Origin of the sequence: Ornithinimicrobium pulveris (assembly GCF_050261105.1) — a bacterium.
Classification (GTDB): domain Bacteria; phylum Actinomycetota; class Actinomycetes; order Actinomycetales; family Dermatophilaceae; genus Ornithinicoccus.
The window spans coordinates 2,559,454-2,572,060 of record NZ_CP189837.1 but is presented as its reverse complement, the minus strand read 5'-3'; the positions used below and the strand labels follow the sequence as shown (position 1 = coordinate 2,572,060).

Genomic DNA, 12,607 nt, shown 5'->3' with positions numbered 1-12,607 from the left:
CCATGAGCGATGTGGACATCAGGCTGCACGCCAGCCCCCCTGGCATCACCGGCAACTTCGCCAAGGCCGTCGCCAGTGGCCGAGGTCGCCCGGGCGCGACCGGTGACCTGCCCGCGACGCGGGTGATGCTGACCGGGGTCGAGCAGGATGTGCGCCGGTTGGCCGACTACTGCGAGGTCACCGGCTCCACCCTGGCCGACACGCTGCCCGCGACCTGGCTGCACGTGCTGACCTTCCCGCTGCAGGTGGACCTGATGGCGGGCAAGGACTTCCCGTTCCCGATGCTCGGGATGGTGCACGTCGCCAACACGATGACCCAGCACCGCCCGGTCCGGGTCGAGGAGAAGCTCACCCTGAGCTCCTGGTCGGACAACCTGTCACCGCACCGCAAAGGCCACACCGTCGACCTGGTCGGCGAGGCCAGCGTGGGTGACGAGGTCGTCTGGGAGGGGCGCTCCACCTATCTGGTGCGCGGCCGAGGCAGCGACGACGCCCCGGCCAGGGACGAGCAGCACCCGGTCGCGGACGTGGAGCTGGCCACCTGGCGGCTGCCGGCCGATCTGGGACGTCACTACGCCAAGGTCTCCGGCGATGCCAACCCCATCCACCTGACCGGGCTCTCGGCCAAGGCCTTCGGATTCCCGCGCGCCATCGCGCACGGCATGTGGACCCACGCCAAGGTCCTCTCCGCGCTGCAGGCCCGGCTGCCCGAGGCATTCACGGTGGACGTGCAGTTCGTCAAGCCGATCCTGCTGCCGTCCACCGTGGTGCTGCGAGGCACCATGCCCTCGGCAGGCGGGCCAGCGGAGTCAGCCGTGGGCGAGCTGCGGGCAGCGGGGGAGGCAGCGGAGTCGGCCCTCGCGGTCACCTCCCGGGATGCCTCCCGCCTGCACCTGAACGCGCAGGTCAGGGGGTTGTGAGCAGTCCCTCCGGCGCTGCTCCCCGTCGCAGCCCCCGCTGATTTGGAACGGACCCGCAGGCACGTGTAAAGTTGCTTCTCGCTGCCTGCGGGTCCACCGGATCTGCAGGGCCCACGGCCCGCCCCTATAGCTCAGTCGGTAGAGCGTCTCCATGGTAAGGAGAAGGTCAACGGTTCGATTCCGTTTGGGGGCTCTGGCAGGACGGCCCACCCGGGTCGCCTCCCGAGGCGGGATAGCTCAGCTGGTTAGAGCGCACGACTCATAATCGTGAGGTCGCGGGATCGAGCCCCGCTCCCGCTACCACCGGCCGACCAGGCCGAACCGCAAGACACGAGATCCACTTCAAAGGCAGGTTGCACCGTGGCCAAGTCCACCGACATTCGTCCCAAGATCACCTTGGCGTGCACGGAGTGCAAGGAGCGCAACTACATCACCAAGAAGAACCGGCGGAACAACCCCGACCGGCTCGAGATGGCGAAGTTCTGCCCGCGCTGCGGCAAGCACACCGCGCACCGCGAGACCCGCTGACCCGATCAGCGACCGACGCCAGGCCGTCACCCACTGCGGGTGGCGGCCTTTCGTCATGCTGGCGTCCTGCAGTGGCTGGGATGGCGAAGGTGCTGGTCGCTCTGTGTCCTACGCGAGCGTAAGGACGTGGATCTCGACCATGCTGATGCAGCGTCTGCATCAGATATGATGCACCCATGCGAACCACGGTCGATCTCCCCCCTGCCGTGCACCGCCGCGCCCGAGAACTGGCGGCTGAGCGAGGGCAGTCCCTGTCCTCGCTGCTGGCCGACCTCACCATCCGCGGCATGGCGCAGCTGGATGCCCCGGTTGAGGTGGTGACCGATCCCCGGACCGGCCTTGGCGTGCTGTCCGTGGGGCGCCGGGTGACCTCTGCCGAGGTCGCCGACTTCCTGGCCGACGAGTGAAGGAGCCGCACAGCTCTGGGGATGATCTCCCGGTCCACCTCCTGGACGCCAACGTGCTCATCGCCCTGACGCTGCGGGAGCACGAGCACCATGATCGAGCTGCCCTCTGGTTGGCGTCCGTCGGTGACTATGCGGTCTGCCCCATCGTGGAGGGAGAGCTCGTCCGCTTCCTCCTGCGGCTGGGGGAGCCTGCGGCGGCGGCAACCGCGGTCCTCGCCACGATCGCCAGTCAGGACAGATCGCGGCACTGGGCGGACGATGTGCCGTTCAGCGCTGTGGATCTCTCCGGGGTCCGCGGGTATCGGCAGGTGACGGACACCTATCTCGTGGCCCTGGCTCGGGCTCATGGGGGGCTGCTCGCCACCTTCGACCAGGGGCTCGTTCACGCTCACCCGCGGCTGGTCGTTCCGATCCCCTGATCTTGGTCCCAGATAGGGTCTCCGGTATGCCGATCAACCCCGCCTTCGCCGGTCGCGAGTTCGCCGCGGCCGGCCCGTTCCCCGTTACCCGCGAGGAGATCGCGGCCTTCGCCCAGGCCGTGGGAGCCCACGCCCCGGCGCACCTCGACCCGCAGGCTGCCCAGGCCCTCGGTCATGCCGATGTCGTCGCGCCGCCGACCTTCGCGGTGATTTTCGCCCAGCGTTGCGAGGCGCAACTGGTCCAGGACCCCGAGGCCGGTATCGACTTCTCCCGCGTGGTGCACGGCCAAGAGGGCTTCGTCCACCACCGGCCGATCGTGGCAGGGGATGAGCTCACCGGCATCCTCCACGTCGACACCATGCGCGAAGCGGGTGGGCACGGGATGGTTGCCACCCGGGTCGAGCTGACCGACGCAGACGGCTCGCCGGTCACCACCGTGACCTCGACCATCGTGGTCCGGGGGGAGGGCTGATGAGCGCCGAGATGGCCCCTGACATCGCGGACCTGGCCCGCACCGTGACCGTCGACCGCGCACGACTGGTGGCCTACGCCGACGCCTCCGGTGACCAGAACCCGATCCACCAGGACGCCGACTTCGCGTGTGCGGTAGGCCTTCCAGACGTGATCGCGCACGGCATGTGGACGATGGGCGCGGCGCTCAACCTCGCCACCGACTATGCGGGCGGCGACCCGGGTCGCGTGCTCTCGTGCACCACCAAGTTCACCGGCATGGTCGTTGTCCCGGAGGGGGAGACCGTCGAGATCCGCGTCGAGGGCAGGGTGAAGAAGACTGACGAGCAGACCGGCCAGCAGACCCTGGAGCTCACCGTCACCTGCGACGGCGAGAAGGTTCTCAGTCGCTGCACCGCCGTGGTCCGCCCGTGACCCAGGACCACGTGACCGAGGGCTCCGTGACCCAGCACCGGGTGGCGCAGGCCAATGAGAGGGGCGAGACGGCATACGGGACGCTGGCGGAGCTGACCACGATGCGGGTCGGTGGACCGCCCCGCAGGGTGATCACCGCGACCACCGAGGCCGAGCTCATCGAAGCGGTGCGGGAGACCGACGCGGCCGGTGAGCCCTTGCTCGTCGTGGGCGGTGGCTCCAACCTGCTCGTCGCCGACGCGGGCTTCCCCGGGACTGTGGTGCTGGTGCGCACGACCGGCATCGAGGTGCCGCACGCCTCCGCCTGCGGCGGGATCTCCGCCACGATCGCGGCCGGCGAGACCTGGGACGACGTCGTGGCGCACGCCTGCGAGCAGGGATGGTCGGGCATCGAGGCGCTCTCCGGAATCCCCGGGGCAACCGGAGCCACCCCGGTGCAGAACGTCGGCGCCTACGGTCAGGAGGTCGCCCAGACGATCGCCCAGGTGCGGGTCTGGGACCGGGTCGAGCAGCGGGTGCGCACGCTTTTCCCAGGAGACCTCGCGTTCACCTACCGGCACTCGCTGCTCAAGGAGTCGATGCTCGGCCCGGACGCGCCGGCCGGCTCGGTCACCCCGAGATTTGTGGTCCTCACCGTGACCTTCTCGCTGCGGCCGACCGAACTGTCCCAACCGGTTGAGTATGCCGATCTGGCAGCCGGTCTGGGTGTCCAGGTCGGGCAGCGGGTCCCCTTGGGTGCGGCCCGGGAGGCCGTGCTGGAGCAGCGCCGCCGTCGTGGCATGGTGCTGGACGCGCAGGACCATGACACGTGGTCCTGCGGGTCCTTCTTCACCAACCCGATCCTGCCGGTGGCGCAGATGGAGCAGGTCGTGGCGCGGGCGGCAGAGCGGCTTGGTGCTGATGGTCCGGTGCCGCCGCAGTTCCCCGCCGGCGACGGACTGGTGAAGTCCTCGGCCGCGTGGCTGATCGACAAGGCGGGCTTCGGAAAGGGTTTCTGGACGGTCGAGGGTCGACCGGCGGGCCTGTCCACCAAGCACACGTTGGCGCTGACCAACCGCGGCTCGGCGCAGGCGCAGGACGTGCTCGAGCTGGCGCGAACGGTGCGTGATGGAGTGGCGCAGGCCTTTGGGGTGCGGCTGGTGAATGAGCCGGTGCTGGTGGGACTGGAGTTGTAAGAACCGTGGGCACGTGCCCTGAGGTCCTGCGGCGTGACTCTCCCTGAGCAGTGAATACGCATGAGTGCTGAATCTGCAGGAGCGGTGACACTGCATGATCGGTGACACCGCATGAAACGCCCGGATCACTGTCAACATAGGACGGATATGAGACGCATGGGTCGGCGCGCGCGAGTGGGCGCAGTGGGTGGTCACGCCGTCGTGGTGGCGGTGGCGGCCCTGGTGCTTGCTGCCTGCGGCACGGCAGAAAGTCCCGCTCCGGGAGCGGAGGGCGGCCAGGGGGAGTCGGACGTCACCACGGGATCTACCGACGGTGATGGCGACCAGGGCGAAGGCACGGGCGCCGGACAGGGGACGCCTGCGGAAGACGGGGCGCCGCAGACCATCGGTCCGGACACCGAGGTGGTCGGTATCGGCACCGTCCTGCAGGCCGAGCCCGACGGGCCGGCGATGCTGTGTGTCGGTGGCGTGCTGGACTCGCTGCCGCCGCAGTGCTCGGGACCTGCCTTGGAGGGGGAGTTCTCGTGGGATGACATCGACGCCGAGGAGCAGTCGGGAGTGCGGTGGACGAACGAGGCCTATGTCGGTGTTGGACATCTGGATCTGACGGTCGGACCGGAAGGCACCTTCACCCTCACCCGGCCTCTCAGCCTGGACTGGCCCGAGGGTTTCGCACCCCCTGCGCGAGATGACGTGGATTTCCCGCAGCTCTGTGACGACCCGACGGCCGATGTCGGTGACGTGGACCAGGCCGCTCGGACGGGGTCAGGAGAGGGCTTCGACGAGGAGCAGGCTCTGGTGGAATATCTGCAGGGCGGCGAGCTCGACGACTACGTCGCCAGTTGGGTCTCGGACGGCGGAGCGGTCTTCAATGTCGTGGTCAGCGGCGATCCCGATCAGGCTCGCAGCGAGCTGCGTGAGATCTTCTCCGGCCCGCTCTGCGTCGAGCAGCGCGACCTGCCCTCCGAGCAGGACCGGCTCGCTGCCCAGCAAGCGCTTCACGCCGGCGACGTGGCTCTCCTGGGCTCGGCCGCTGGCACCGTCTCCGGCCAGTTGGAGGTGCATGCCGTCATCGCCGACCAGGCCACCATCGACAAGGTTCACGAGCTCGTCAGCGAATGGCTCACCCCTGACCAGGTCGTGGTGACCGGTCACTTCCAGCCCTTAGATCAATAGGGCCAGCGTGGGCCCTCATCCTCCCCATACGGCCGAGGAACCTTGCCGAATCGGGTGCCCTCGGGTGGGATGAAGCCCTCTGCGGTCCACGCGGGCTGGGGGCCACACTCCCCAGAGGCTGTGAACTCGTGGTGGACCCACCACCGAGGGCCGACCGCCCCGCTGCCGTGCACAGCTCGGTGCGCCGGGAAGCGACCCTTGGAGCGCGTGCGTGCGAGCAGATCGGTCGGATCCCAGTCCTGCACGGGACTGCCGTCCTGGCCGGTCACGGCGAGGTCGAAGCCCACCAGTGTCAGGAGCCGATGGGCTTCGGCCAGGGAGGCGCTGCTCGGATCGGCCTCGAACCGGGCGACGGTGCTCTTGCTGAGTCCGTGCTTGTCGGCGAAGGCTCGCTGGCTGAGCCCGTGCTGTCGTCGATGCGCCCGCAGCGCGAGCCCCACCTGCTCGAGCACGGTGGGCGGCTGATTGCCCGCTTTCATGGTGACCCCCAACGCGTGTCGTCCTGTGGGACCAAGCCTGAGCGCTGAGCAGGTCGGCCAGCACTACGTTCACCAGATCTGTGGACAGCCGCCGCCGGCGCCCGGCCCATGTGGATCAGCATGTGGGGTGGCGGGGAGACGTGAGTTTGCCCCACCACCCGGGGCGGATTGAGTTTGCCCCACCACCCGGGGCGGATTGAGTTTGCCCCACCACCCGGGGCGGATTGAGCTTGCCCCACCTGGTGGGGCAGGCTCACGTCTGTGAGGGGTGGTGGCTAGCGGGGCCGGAAATCGGCGGTCAGGGCGGCCTGGATGGGGCGGAGACGGTCCGTGTCGGTCGGGTCTTGGCCGAGGACGGCGGCCCAGTAGGGGGTCATCTCCTCGAAGTAATGATGCCCATGGCCTCCAGGGGTCGAGACCGACAGCGGCATGTCGACGCCGAGCTGCCAGAAGGAGACCCAGGGGATCCAGCGCAGTGCCCCGGGGACGTCGCGGCCCGCGCGCTCGCGCATCCAGTCCGGCTCGGCCCACAGCATCTCCGGCTCCCACCACACGATCGGGTCGGAAGCGTGCTGGGCGTAGACCACTCGCGGCGTTTCCCAGGCCACGTAGGGCGCGCCGTAGACGTCGTGGTTCAGCTCCTCGGGACGGGTCACGAAGCGCACATGTCGCCCGTTGTCTACGACCGGGGCGATCTCCGGGCTGCCAGCGCGGCGATCCTCGGTGAGCTCGGACCACAGGGGCGTGAAGCGCGGCGTGCCGCTCCACACCGCTCCGTCAACCTTGCTCAGCATCTCGTCAAGGGAGTCGAAGGCGCCCTGGCCGCCATAGGACCCCAGCGACTCCCCGCTCACCACGAGCATCGGGCGGTCGTCCTCGGGCAGAGCGGACCATTCGGCAAACACGGCGTCGAAGAGCGCCTTGCCGGCTTGCACGGGAGTCGTGCGGTCGGTGGCGTAAGCCAGGGCCGAGGAGAAGTAGGAGTACTGCATGGAGACGGTCGCGACATCGCCACGGGTGAGGTACTCCACCGAGGCGACCGACCAGCCCTGCACGAAGCCCGTCCCCGTCGCGGTGGTCACGTGCACCACCGAGCGGTCGAAGGCATCCGTGCGAGCCATCTCGGCCAGCACAGCCTCGGCCGCTTCCTCCACCGACTCGTTGTCCTGCTTACCGGCATAGAGCCGGATCGGCTCGATCGCGGACAGGCCCGTCACCCGCTCGATATCGGCGGCGCGCGGACCGTCAGCCACCATCGCCATCCCGTCCCGGCCGAGCGTCTCCCACGGCTGGTGCGACTGCGGGCTGCCTGATCGCTCGGGCTCCATCGGCTGCTCGCGCCCAGCCGGCACCTGGGCGTTGAGCTGCGCCGCCGAACCCAGCGCCGACTCCATTGCCCGCCGATAGATTACCCCGTTGGTCACCCAGACCAGACCGACCACCAGCAGCACCGTCGCCAGGACCGAGGCCACCACCTGGGGGAGCAGGCGCCGGGCGAGATGCCGCATACCTCGCCAGAGCAGGATGACTCCACGCACCAGGGCCAGCAGCAGGATCGCCAACCCGAGGCCAGCGAGCACACCCACCGCCATCGAGGCGTTGCCGCCGCTTTCCAGCCCGACCAAATCGGCGTTGGCGCGCTGCTGGCGCACGCTCCACCACCAGACCGCGATGCTGACCAGGATGAGAAGCACGTCCCAGACCCAGCGCAGCCCCCACCCCGCTCGGGCTGAGACCCGGATCTCCAGCCCGATAGCCCGAGCGGCCCAGCTGGCGAGCCGCCCCACCAACTCGCCGACGACATACCCGACGAAGACGCTCAGGCCCACGGCGACGGCGTGCATCCACCAGGTGCGCGGAAGCAAGCTCGGGGACAGGGCCACCCAGAGCATCACCAACCCGATCGTGAACCCGGGCTGGGAGACGTGCTGGAAGAAGCGCTCGCGCCGCGAGCGGCTGCGCTTCGGCAGCGGGTAGACCGCGGCCGGCGCATCAGCCGCAGGCGGTGTGATCAGGGTGCTCACGGCGTCGCGAGCCAGGCGTCGACCTCGGCGAGCAGGCCCCGCTTGACCTCCGCTGGTGCCGTCGAGCCTTCGATCGAGCCGCGGGCCAGACCGGCTAGCGCTGCGTCGTCCAGGCCGTGATCGACACGGGCTGAGACGTACTGATCGGCGAGTCGACTGCCGAAGAGCAGCGGGTCGTCGGCACCAAGAGCAACGCGAGCACCGGCATCGATCAACTGTGGCAACGGGACGTCCGCGAGGCTCGGGTAGACACCCAGCGCGACATTGCTGCCCGGGCACACCTCCAGCGTGACCTGCTCATCGACGATCCGACGCAGCACGTCCGGATCCTCCACCGACCGCACGCCGTGACCGAGGCGGTCCGGGAGCAGGTGCGTGAGCGCGACGTCCACATGGTCCGCGCCCAACAGCTCACCGGCGTGCGGCACGCTGGCCAGCCCCGCCCGTTGCGCGATCCGAAAGGCGGGTTCGAAGTCCCCCGTCCACCCGCGCCGTTCGTCATTGGACAGCCCGAAGCCCACCACGTGACCCGCGCCTTCGCCCGCGTGCCGTGCGGCCAGCCGCGCCAGCGTGCGTCCCTCCAGCGGGTGCCGCATCCGGCTCGCCGCGACCACGATCGCCACCTGCGTCCCGGTGTCCCGGCTGGCCAGGGACGCCTCGTCCAGGACGATCTCGAGCGCGGGAGTGATCCCGCCGACGAAGGGTGCGTAGGACGTGGGATCGACCTGCAGCTCCAGCCACCGGGATCCTTCGGCCGCGTCGTCCTCGGCTGCCTCGCGCACCACCCGGCGCAGGTCTGCCTCGCCACGCACGCAGGCGCGGGCGGAGTCGTAGAGACGCTGGAAGCGGAACCAGCCCCGCTCGTCCTGGCCGGACAGCTGGGGTGGCCACTGCGTGGTAAAGGCCGGCGGCAGGCGTAGGCCGTGCGTGTCAGCCAGCTCCCGCACCGTCTGGACGCGCATCGATCCGGTGAAGTGCAGGTGCAGGTGCGCCTTGGGCAGCGAGCGCACAGAGCGGGACATGGCACCCATGTATACCTGTGGCGGCTGGGACTCTCATGAGGGACTGCCGTCTCCTGACCAGGAGATGGAGATTGGGGGGACAACCCCCGTGCGCACCCCGGAGTCAGAGGTCTAGTGTCGTGCGACATGGGGGTGATCCAGACCCAGGCGCTCACGAAGCGCTATGGAAACAGCCAGGTGGCCGCACTCGACGGCCTCACCATCGACGTGGCGGTCGGCGTCACGGGCCTGGTCGGCGCCAACGGCGCCGGCAAGTCCACGCTGATCAAGATCCTGCTCGGCCTGCTGACCCCGACCTCGGGCGAAGCGACCGTGCTCGGCCACGACATCCGGACCGGGGGCGAGGCGATCCGCACCGCGGTCGGGTACATGCCCGAGCACGAGTGCCTGCCGCCTGACATGCGGGCGATCGACTTCGTCGTGCACATGGGTCGGATGTCCGGGCTCCCCCCGGCCGCCGCCCGCGAGCGGGCGGCTGACGTGCTTCGCCACGTCGGCCTGGCCGAGGAGCGCTACCGGCTGATGGGCGGCTACTCCACCGGTATGAAGCAGCGGGCCAAGCTCGCGCAAGCTCTCGTCCATGACCCCCAGCTGGTCATGCTCGATGAGCCGACCAACGGTCTGGACCCGGCGGCCCGCGAGGACATGCTGGCCCTGGTCCGCCGCATCGGCCACGACTTCGGCATCCCGGTCCTGGTCACTTCGCACCTGCTCGGCGAGCTGGAACGGATCAGCGATCACGTCGTCGTTCTCGACGCCGGTCAGCTGCTGCGCTCGGAGGCGACCGAGTCGTTCATGGCCGACACCGGGGTGGTGTTGGTCGAGGTGCTCGACGGTCAGGAGGAGATGGGCCAGGCGCTGGCCGCACGTGGCCTCGCCTGCCGACCTCGAGGAACGCTCATCGAAGTCGACCCGACCGGGGACGTCGACGGGCTGCGCGACCTGATCCGCGACACCGCCGCCGACCTTCAACTCGGTCTGGTGCGGATCCAGCCCCAGCACGGCCGGCTCGAGGACGTCTTCCGTGAGGAGGTCGCATGATGAGCGAGCGTTCCGGAGTGATCCACGACATCGGCTACCGCGGCTATGCCGGACCGCGCGTCGGCCGGTGGGGGATCGTGGCTTCCTTGCTGCGGCACGGCGCCCTGTCCACCTTCGGTTTCGGCCGGTCCGGCAAGGCCAAGGTGCTGCCCTTCGCTCTCCTCGGCATGACCCTCATCCCCGCCGTGGTGCTCGTGGGCATCCTGTCCTTCCTCGGCCTCAACGCCGACCTGCTCAACTACGCCGGCTACCAGCAGCAGACCTCGATGTTCATCGCGATGTTCGTCGCCGCCCAGGCGCCCGTGCTCTTCACCCGGGACCTGCGCACCGGCTCGATCAGCCTCTATCTGGCCAGGCCGCTCGGGCCGTTGGCCTTCGCGCTCACTCGGTGGGCCTCGCTCGTCCTCGCGATCCTGGCCTTCGTGATCACGCCTCTGGTGCTGCTCTTTGCCGGTGGACTCGCGGCGGGGGCGGATTTCACCACTGAGTTCCCGAAGTGGCTGGTCGCCGTCGCCGGCGCGATCCTGCTGGCGATGCTGCTCGCGACGATCGGGGCCGTGGTCTCCAGCTCCACCACCCGCCGGGGCCTGGCGATCGGCGGCTCGATCATCGTGCTGCTCTTCGGCCTCGGTGTCACCGTGGCCCTGCAGGCCGTGAGCACCGCTCAGGGCGCAGACACCCTGGGCACCTGGCTCGGGCTGCTCTCCCCGTTCGTCCTCGTGGACGCCGTCCAGGTCGGGCTGGGTGACGCCAGTCCTGCCTACGAAGCACCGCCGGGCGATGCCACCACCGCAGCCCTCATGCTGCTCGCCGCCCTCGCGCTGGCAGCCGTGGCGATCTCCTTCCTCGTCCACCGCTACCGCAGCAAGGGGGCGCGATGACCGAGCTCGTCCTGGACAAGGTCAGCCGCTGGTACGGCAATGTCGTCGCCGTCAACGACGTCTCGATGACCATCGGTCCTGGCGTCACCGGACTCCTCGGGCCCAACGGAGCCGGCAAGTCGACGCTGATCGCGATGATGGCCGGCTTCCTCGCCCCGTCCGCAGGCAGCGTCACCCTCGCCGGTGATCCGATCTGGCGCAATGTTGCGGCATACAAGGCCTTGGGCCTGGTGCCCGAGCGGGAGGTGAGTTTCGCCTATCTCACCGGCCGCCAGTTCGTGCAGGCCTCGGCGGAGCTGCACAAGCTGGCCGATCCCGCGGCCGCGACCCGGCGCGCGCTCGAGGAGGTCGACCTCGTCGACGCCGCGGACCGGGCGATCAGCACCTACTCCAAGGGCATGCGGCAGCGCGCCAAGCTGGCCAGCGCCCTCGTCCACGAGCCCGAGGTGCTGCTGCTCGACGAGCCGTTCAACGGCGTCGACCCACGGCAGCGGATGCACCTGATGGAGCTGCTGACCCGGATGGGTGAGCAGGGACGCACCGTGCTCTTCTCCAGCCACATCCTGGAGGAGGTCGAGCACATCGCCAGGCACATCGAGGTCGTCGTCTCCGGCCGGCATGCGGCGAGCGGCGACTTCGGCGCCATCCGGCGGCTGATGACCGACCGACCCACTCGCTACACGATCCGCAGCAGTGACGACCGGCGCCTGGCCGCCGCGCTGATGGGCCAGCGCAGCGTCGCCGGGGTCGCCCTCGAAGCGCCCTCCGGCACACCGGAGATCCACGTGGAGGTCACCGATATGGGTGGCTTCGCCCGCGCCCTGCCCGCCCTGGCACGCGAGGCCGGGATCACCGTGCGTGAGCTCACCCCGACCGACGACTCGCTGGAGTCGGTCTTCACCTACCTGGTGCAGTCATGAACCTCACCATCGCCCGGCTCGCCCTGCGCGCACTCCTGGGACAGCGGCGCGGCTTCGTGCTCCTCGCTCTTCCGCTCGTCCTCGTCGCGCTCGCGGCGACGGTGCGGGCGCTCACCCGCGAGCCGATGAGCGCCGGCCTGGTCATCGTCGAGGTTGGCCTGGCCGTGGTCGTCCCCCTCGTCGCGCTCCTTGCGGCCAACGGGGTCCTCGGTCCGGAGATCGACGACGGCTCGGTCGTCTATCTGCTCTCCACCCCCGTGTCCCGGTATGTCGTCGCCGCCAGCAAGTGGGCGGCTGCGGCTTGCGTGTCGGCCATGTTGAGCTCCGGTGGCCTGGCCGCGGCGGCCCTGGCCGGGGGCGTGAACAGCCAGTGGGTGCTCGGCTCCGCCGTCGCCGGGGCGATCGGGGCGGTGCTCTACACCGCGCTCTTCTGCCTGCTCTCGGCGGCGACCCGGCATGGCATGGTCGCCGGCCTGATCTACGCGCTCGTCCTTGAACGCGCGCTGGCCTCTCTGCTCAGCGGCTTCCGCTACCTGTCCGTGCAGGCGTTCACGCAGCGGATCACTGAGTCGGTCGCGGGGATTGACCTGCCGCTCGCCACGATCGGTCTGGGCTATGCCCTGATCGCAGCCCTGGTGGTGCTGGTCCTCGGCGTCGGATTCGCGGGCTGGCGGCTGCAGCGCTTCCAGCTGCGTGGAGACGAGTAGCGGGGCGGCGAGGGACAACGTA

Annotated in this window: 15 protein-coding genes and 2 tRNA genes; 14 read left to right on the top strand and 3 right to left on the bottom strand. The window is 69.6% G+C overall.

Annotated features, from left to right (window positions below; genetic code table 11):
• Positions 1-2 precede the first annotated feature (2 nt).
• The 10 genes from ACQBAT_RS12050 (at position 3) to ACQBAT_RS12005 (ending at position 5,511) form a co-directional block, all read left to right on the top strand.
• A complete protein-coding gene (locus ACQBAT_RS12050; RefSeq protein ID WP_420748227.1) occupies positions 3-920 on the top strand; it encodes a MaoC family dehydratase in 918 nt (305 codons plus the stop codon).
• A gap of 120 nt (positions 921-1,040) precedes the next feature.
• Positions 1,041-1,113 (top strand) — tRNA-Thr (locus tag ACQBAT_RS12045).
• A 33-nt stretch (positions 1,114-1,146) separates the two neighbouring features.
• A tRNA-Met gene (locus tag ACQBAT_RS12040) sits at positions 1,147-1,223 on the top strand.
• Positions 1,224-1,280: 57 nt separating this feature from the next.
• A complete protein-coding gene (rpmG, locus tag ACQBAT_RS12035; RefSeq protein ID WP_075956919.1) occupies positions 1,281-1,448 on the top strand; it encodes a 50S ribosomal protein L33 in 168 nt (55 codons plus the stop codon).
• A 176-nt stretch (positions 1,449-1,624) separates the two neighbouring features.
• Positions 1,625-1,855 (top strand): hypothetical protein, encoded by a 231-nt coding sequence (locus ACQBAT_RS12030; RefSeq protein WP_420748228.1) that lies wholly within the window; start codon positions 1,625-1,627, stop codon positions 1,853-1,855.
• Complete coding sequence (locus ACQBAT_RS12025) at positions 1,852-2,274, top strand: TA system VapC family ribonuclease toxin (protein ID WP_420748229.1); 423 nt, start codon at positions 1,852-1,854, stop codon at positions 2,272-2,274. Before ACQBAT_RS12030 ends, ACQBAT_RS12025 begins: the two co-directional genes overlap by 4 nt.
• Positions 2,275-2,300: 26 nt before the next feature.
• Entirely contained in the window at positions 2,301-2,747 is a 447-nt protein-coding gene (locus tag ACQBAT_RS12020; protein WP_420748230.1) for an FAS1-like dehydratase domain-containing protein, read from the top strand.
• Positions 2,747-3,160, top strand: a complete 414-nt coding sequence (locus tag ACQBAT_RS12015) for a MaoC/PaaZ C-terminal domain-containing protein (RefSeq protein ID WP_420748231.1) — start codon at positions 2,747-2,749, stop codon at positions 3,158-3,160. Before ACQBAT_RS12020 ends, ACQBAT_RS12015 begins: the two co-directional genes overlap by 1 nt.
• A gap of 101 nt (positions 3,161-3,261) precedes the next feature.
• Positions 3,262-4,335 carry a UDP-N-acetylmuramate dehydrogenase gene (locus ACQBAT_RS12010; protein ID WP_427197764.1) on the top strand — a complete coding sequence of 358 codons (1,074 nt, stop codon included), beginning with the start codon at positions 3,262-3,264 and terminating at the stop codon, positions 4,333-4,335.
• Positions 4,336-4,518: 183 nt separating this feature from the next.
• On the top strand, positions 4,519-5,511 hold the full coding sequence (locus tag ACQBAT_RS12005; RefSeq protein ID WP_420748232.1) for a hypothetical protein: 993 nt from the start codon (positions 4,519-4,521) through the stop codon (positions 5,509-5,511).
• On the opposite strand, the gene ACQBAT_RS12000 is transcribed toward ACQBAT_RS12005, so the two are convergent.
• The 3 genes from ACQBAT_RS12000 to ACQBAT_RS11990 all read right to left on the bottom strand — a co-directional run bounded on the left by ACQBAT_RS12000 (position 5,505) and on the right by ACQBAT_RS11990 (position 9,036).
• Entirely contained in the window at positions 5,505-5,990 is a 486-nt protein-coding gene (locus tag ACQBAT_RS12000) for a helix-turn-helix domain-containing protein (protein WP_420748233.1), read from the bottom strand. The genes ACQBAT_RS12005 and ACQBAT_RS12000 overlap by 7 nt on opposite strands.
• Before the next feature lie 275 nt (positions 5,991-6,265).
• Positions 6,266-8,014 carry an alpha/beta hydrolase gene (locus tag ACQBAT_RS11995; RefSeq protein ID WP_420748234.1) on the bottom strand — a complete coding sequence of 583 codons (1,749 nt, stop codon included), beginning with the start codon at positions 8,012-8,014 and terminating at the stop codon, positions 6,266-6,268.
• Positions 8,011-9,036: an adenosine deaminase gene (locus ACQBAT_RS11990; protein ID WP_420748235.1), complete on the bottom strand. Its 1,026-nt coding sequence runs from the start codon at positions 9,034-9,036 to the stop codon at positions 8,011-8,013. The genes ACQBAT_RS11995 and ACQBAT_RS11990 overlap by 4 nt, the downstream gene beginning before the upstream one ends.
• 126 nt (positions 9,037-9,162) lie before the next feature.
• Between ACQBAT_RS11990 and ACQBAT_RS11985 the strand changes: the two genes are divergently transcribed.
• Genes ACQBAT_RS11985 through ACQBAT_RS11970 form a run of 4 tightly spaced genes read left to right on the top strand, consistent with a single transcriptional unit; the run spans position 9,163 to position 12,585 of the window.
• On the top strand, positions 9,163-10,077 hold the full coding sequence (locus ACQBAT_RS11985) for an ABC transporter ATP-binding protein (RefSeq protein ID WP_420748236.1): 915 nt from the start codon (positions 9,163-9,165) through the stop codon (positions 10,075-10,077).
• Positions 10,077-10,958 (top strand): ABC transporter permease, encoded by an 882-nt coding sequence (locus ACQBAT_RS11980; protein WP_420748237.1) that lies wholly within the window; start codon positions 10,077-10,079, stop codon positions 10,956-10,958. The genes ACQBAT_RS11985 and ACQBAT_RS11980 overlap by 1 nt, the downstream gene beginning before the upstream one ends.
• Positions 10,955-11,878, top strand: a complete 924-nt coding sequence (locus tag ACQBAT_RS11975) for an ABC transporter ATP-binding protein (RefSeq protein WP_420748238.1) — start codon at positions 10,955-10,957, stop codon at positions 11,876-11,878. Before ACQBAT_RS11980 ends, ACQBAT_RS11975 begins: the two co-directional genes overlap by 4 nt.
• Positions 11,875-12,585 (top strand): hypothetical protein, encoded by a 711-nt coding sequence (locus tag ACQBAT_RS11970; RefSeq protein ID WP_420748239.1) that lies wholly within the window; start codon positions 11,875-11,877, stop codon positions 12,583-12,585. Before ACQBAT_RS11975 ends, ACQBAT_RS11970 begins: the two co-directional genes overlap by 4 nt.
• Positions 12,586-12,607: the final 22 nt, after the last annotated feature.

Bases quoted from the DNA above. Each gene is read 5' to 3' on its own strand.
- ACQBAT_RS12050 (WP_420748227.1), top strand. From the start codon at position 3: ATGAGCGATGTGGACATCAGGCTGCACGCCAGCCCCCCTGGCATCACC.
- ACQBAT_RS12030 (WP_420748228.1), top strand. From the start codon at position 1,625: ATGCGAACCACGGTCGATCTCCCCCCTGCCGTGCACCGCCGCGCCCGA.
- ACQBAT_RS12020 (WP_420748230.1), top strand. From the start codon at position 2,301: ATGCCGATCAACCCCGCCTTCGCCGGTCGCGAGTTCGCCGCGGCCGGC.
- ACQBAT_RS12015 (WP_420748231.1), top strand. From the start codon at position 2,747: ATGAGCGCCGAGATGGCCCCTGACATCGCGGACCTGGCCCGCACCGTG.
- ACQBAT_RS12010 (WP_427197764.1), top strand. From the start codon at position 3,262: ATGCGGGTCGGTGGACCGCCCCGCAGGGTGATCACCGCGACCACCGAG.
- ACQBAT_RS12000 (WP_420748233.1), bottom strand. From the start codon at position 5,990: ATGAAAGCGGGCAATCAGCCGCCCACCGTGCTCGAGCAGGTGGGGCTC.
- ACQBAT_RS11990 (WP_420748235.1), bottom strand. From the start codon at position 9,036: ATGTCCCGCTCTGTGCGCTCGCTGCCCAAGGCGCACCTGCACCTGCAC.
- ACQBAT_RS11985 (WP_420748236.1), top strand. From the start codon at position 9,163: ATGGGGGTGATCCAGACCCAGGCGCTCACGAAGCGCTATGGAAACAGC.
- ACQBAT_RS11980 (WP_420748237.1), top strand. From the start codon at position 10,077: ATGAGCGAGCGTTCCGGAGTGATCCACGACATCGGCTACCGCGGCTAT.
- ACQBAT_RS11975 (WP_420748238.1), top strand. From the start codon at position 10,955: ATGACCGAGCTCGTCCTGGACAAGGTCAGCCGCTGGTACGGCAATGTC.
- ACQBAT_RS11970 (WP_420748239.1), top strand. From the start codon at position 11,875: ATGAACCTCACCATCGCCCGGCTCGCCCTGCGCGCACTCCTGGGACAG.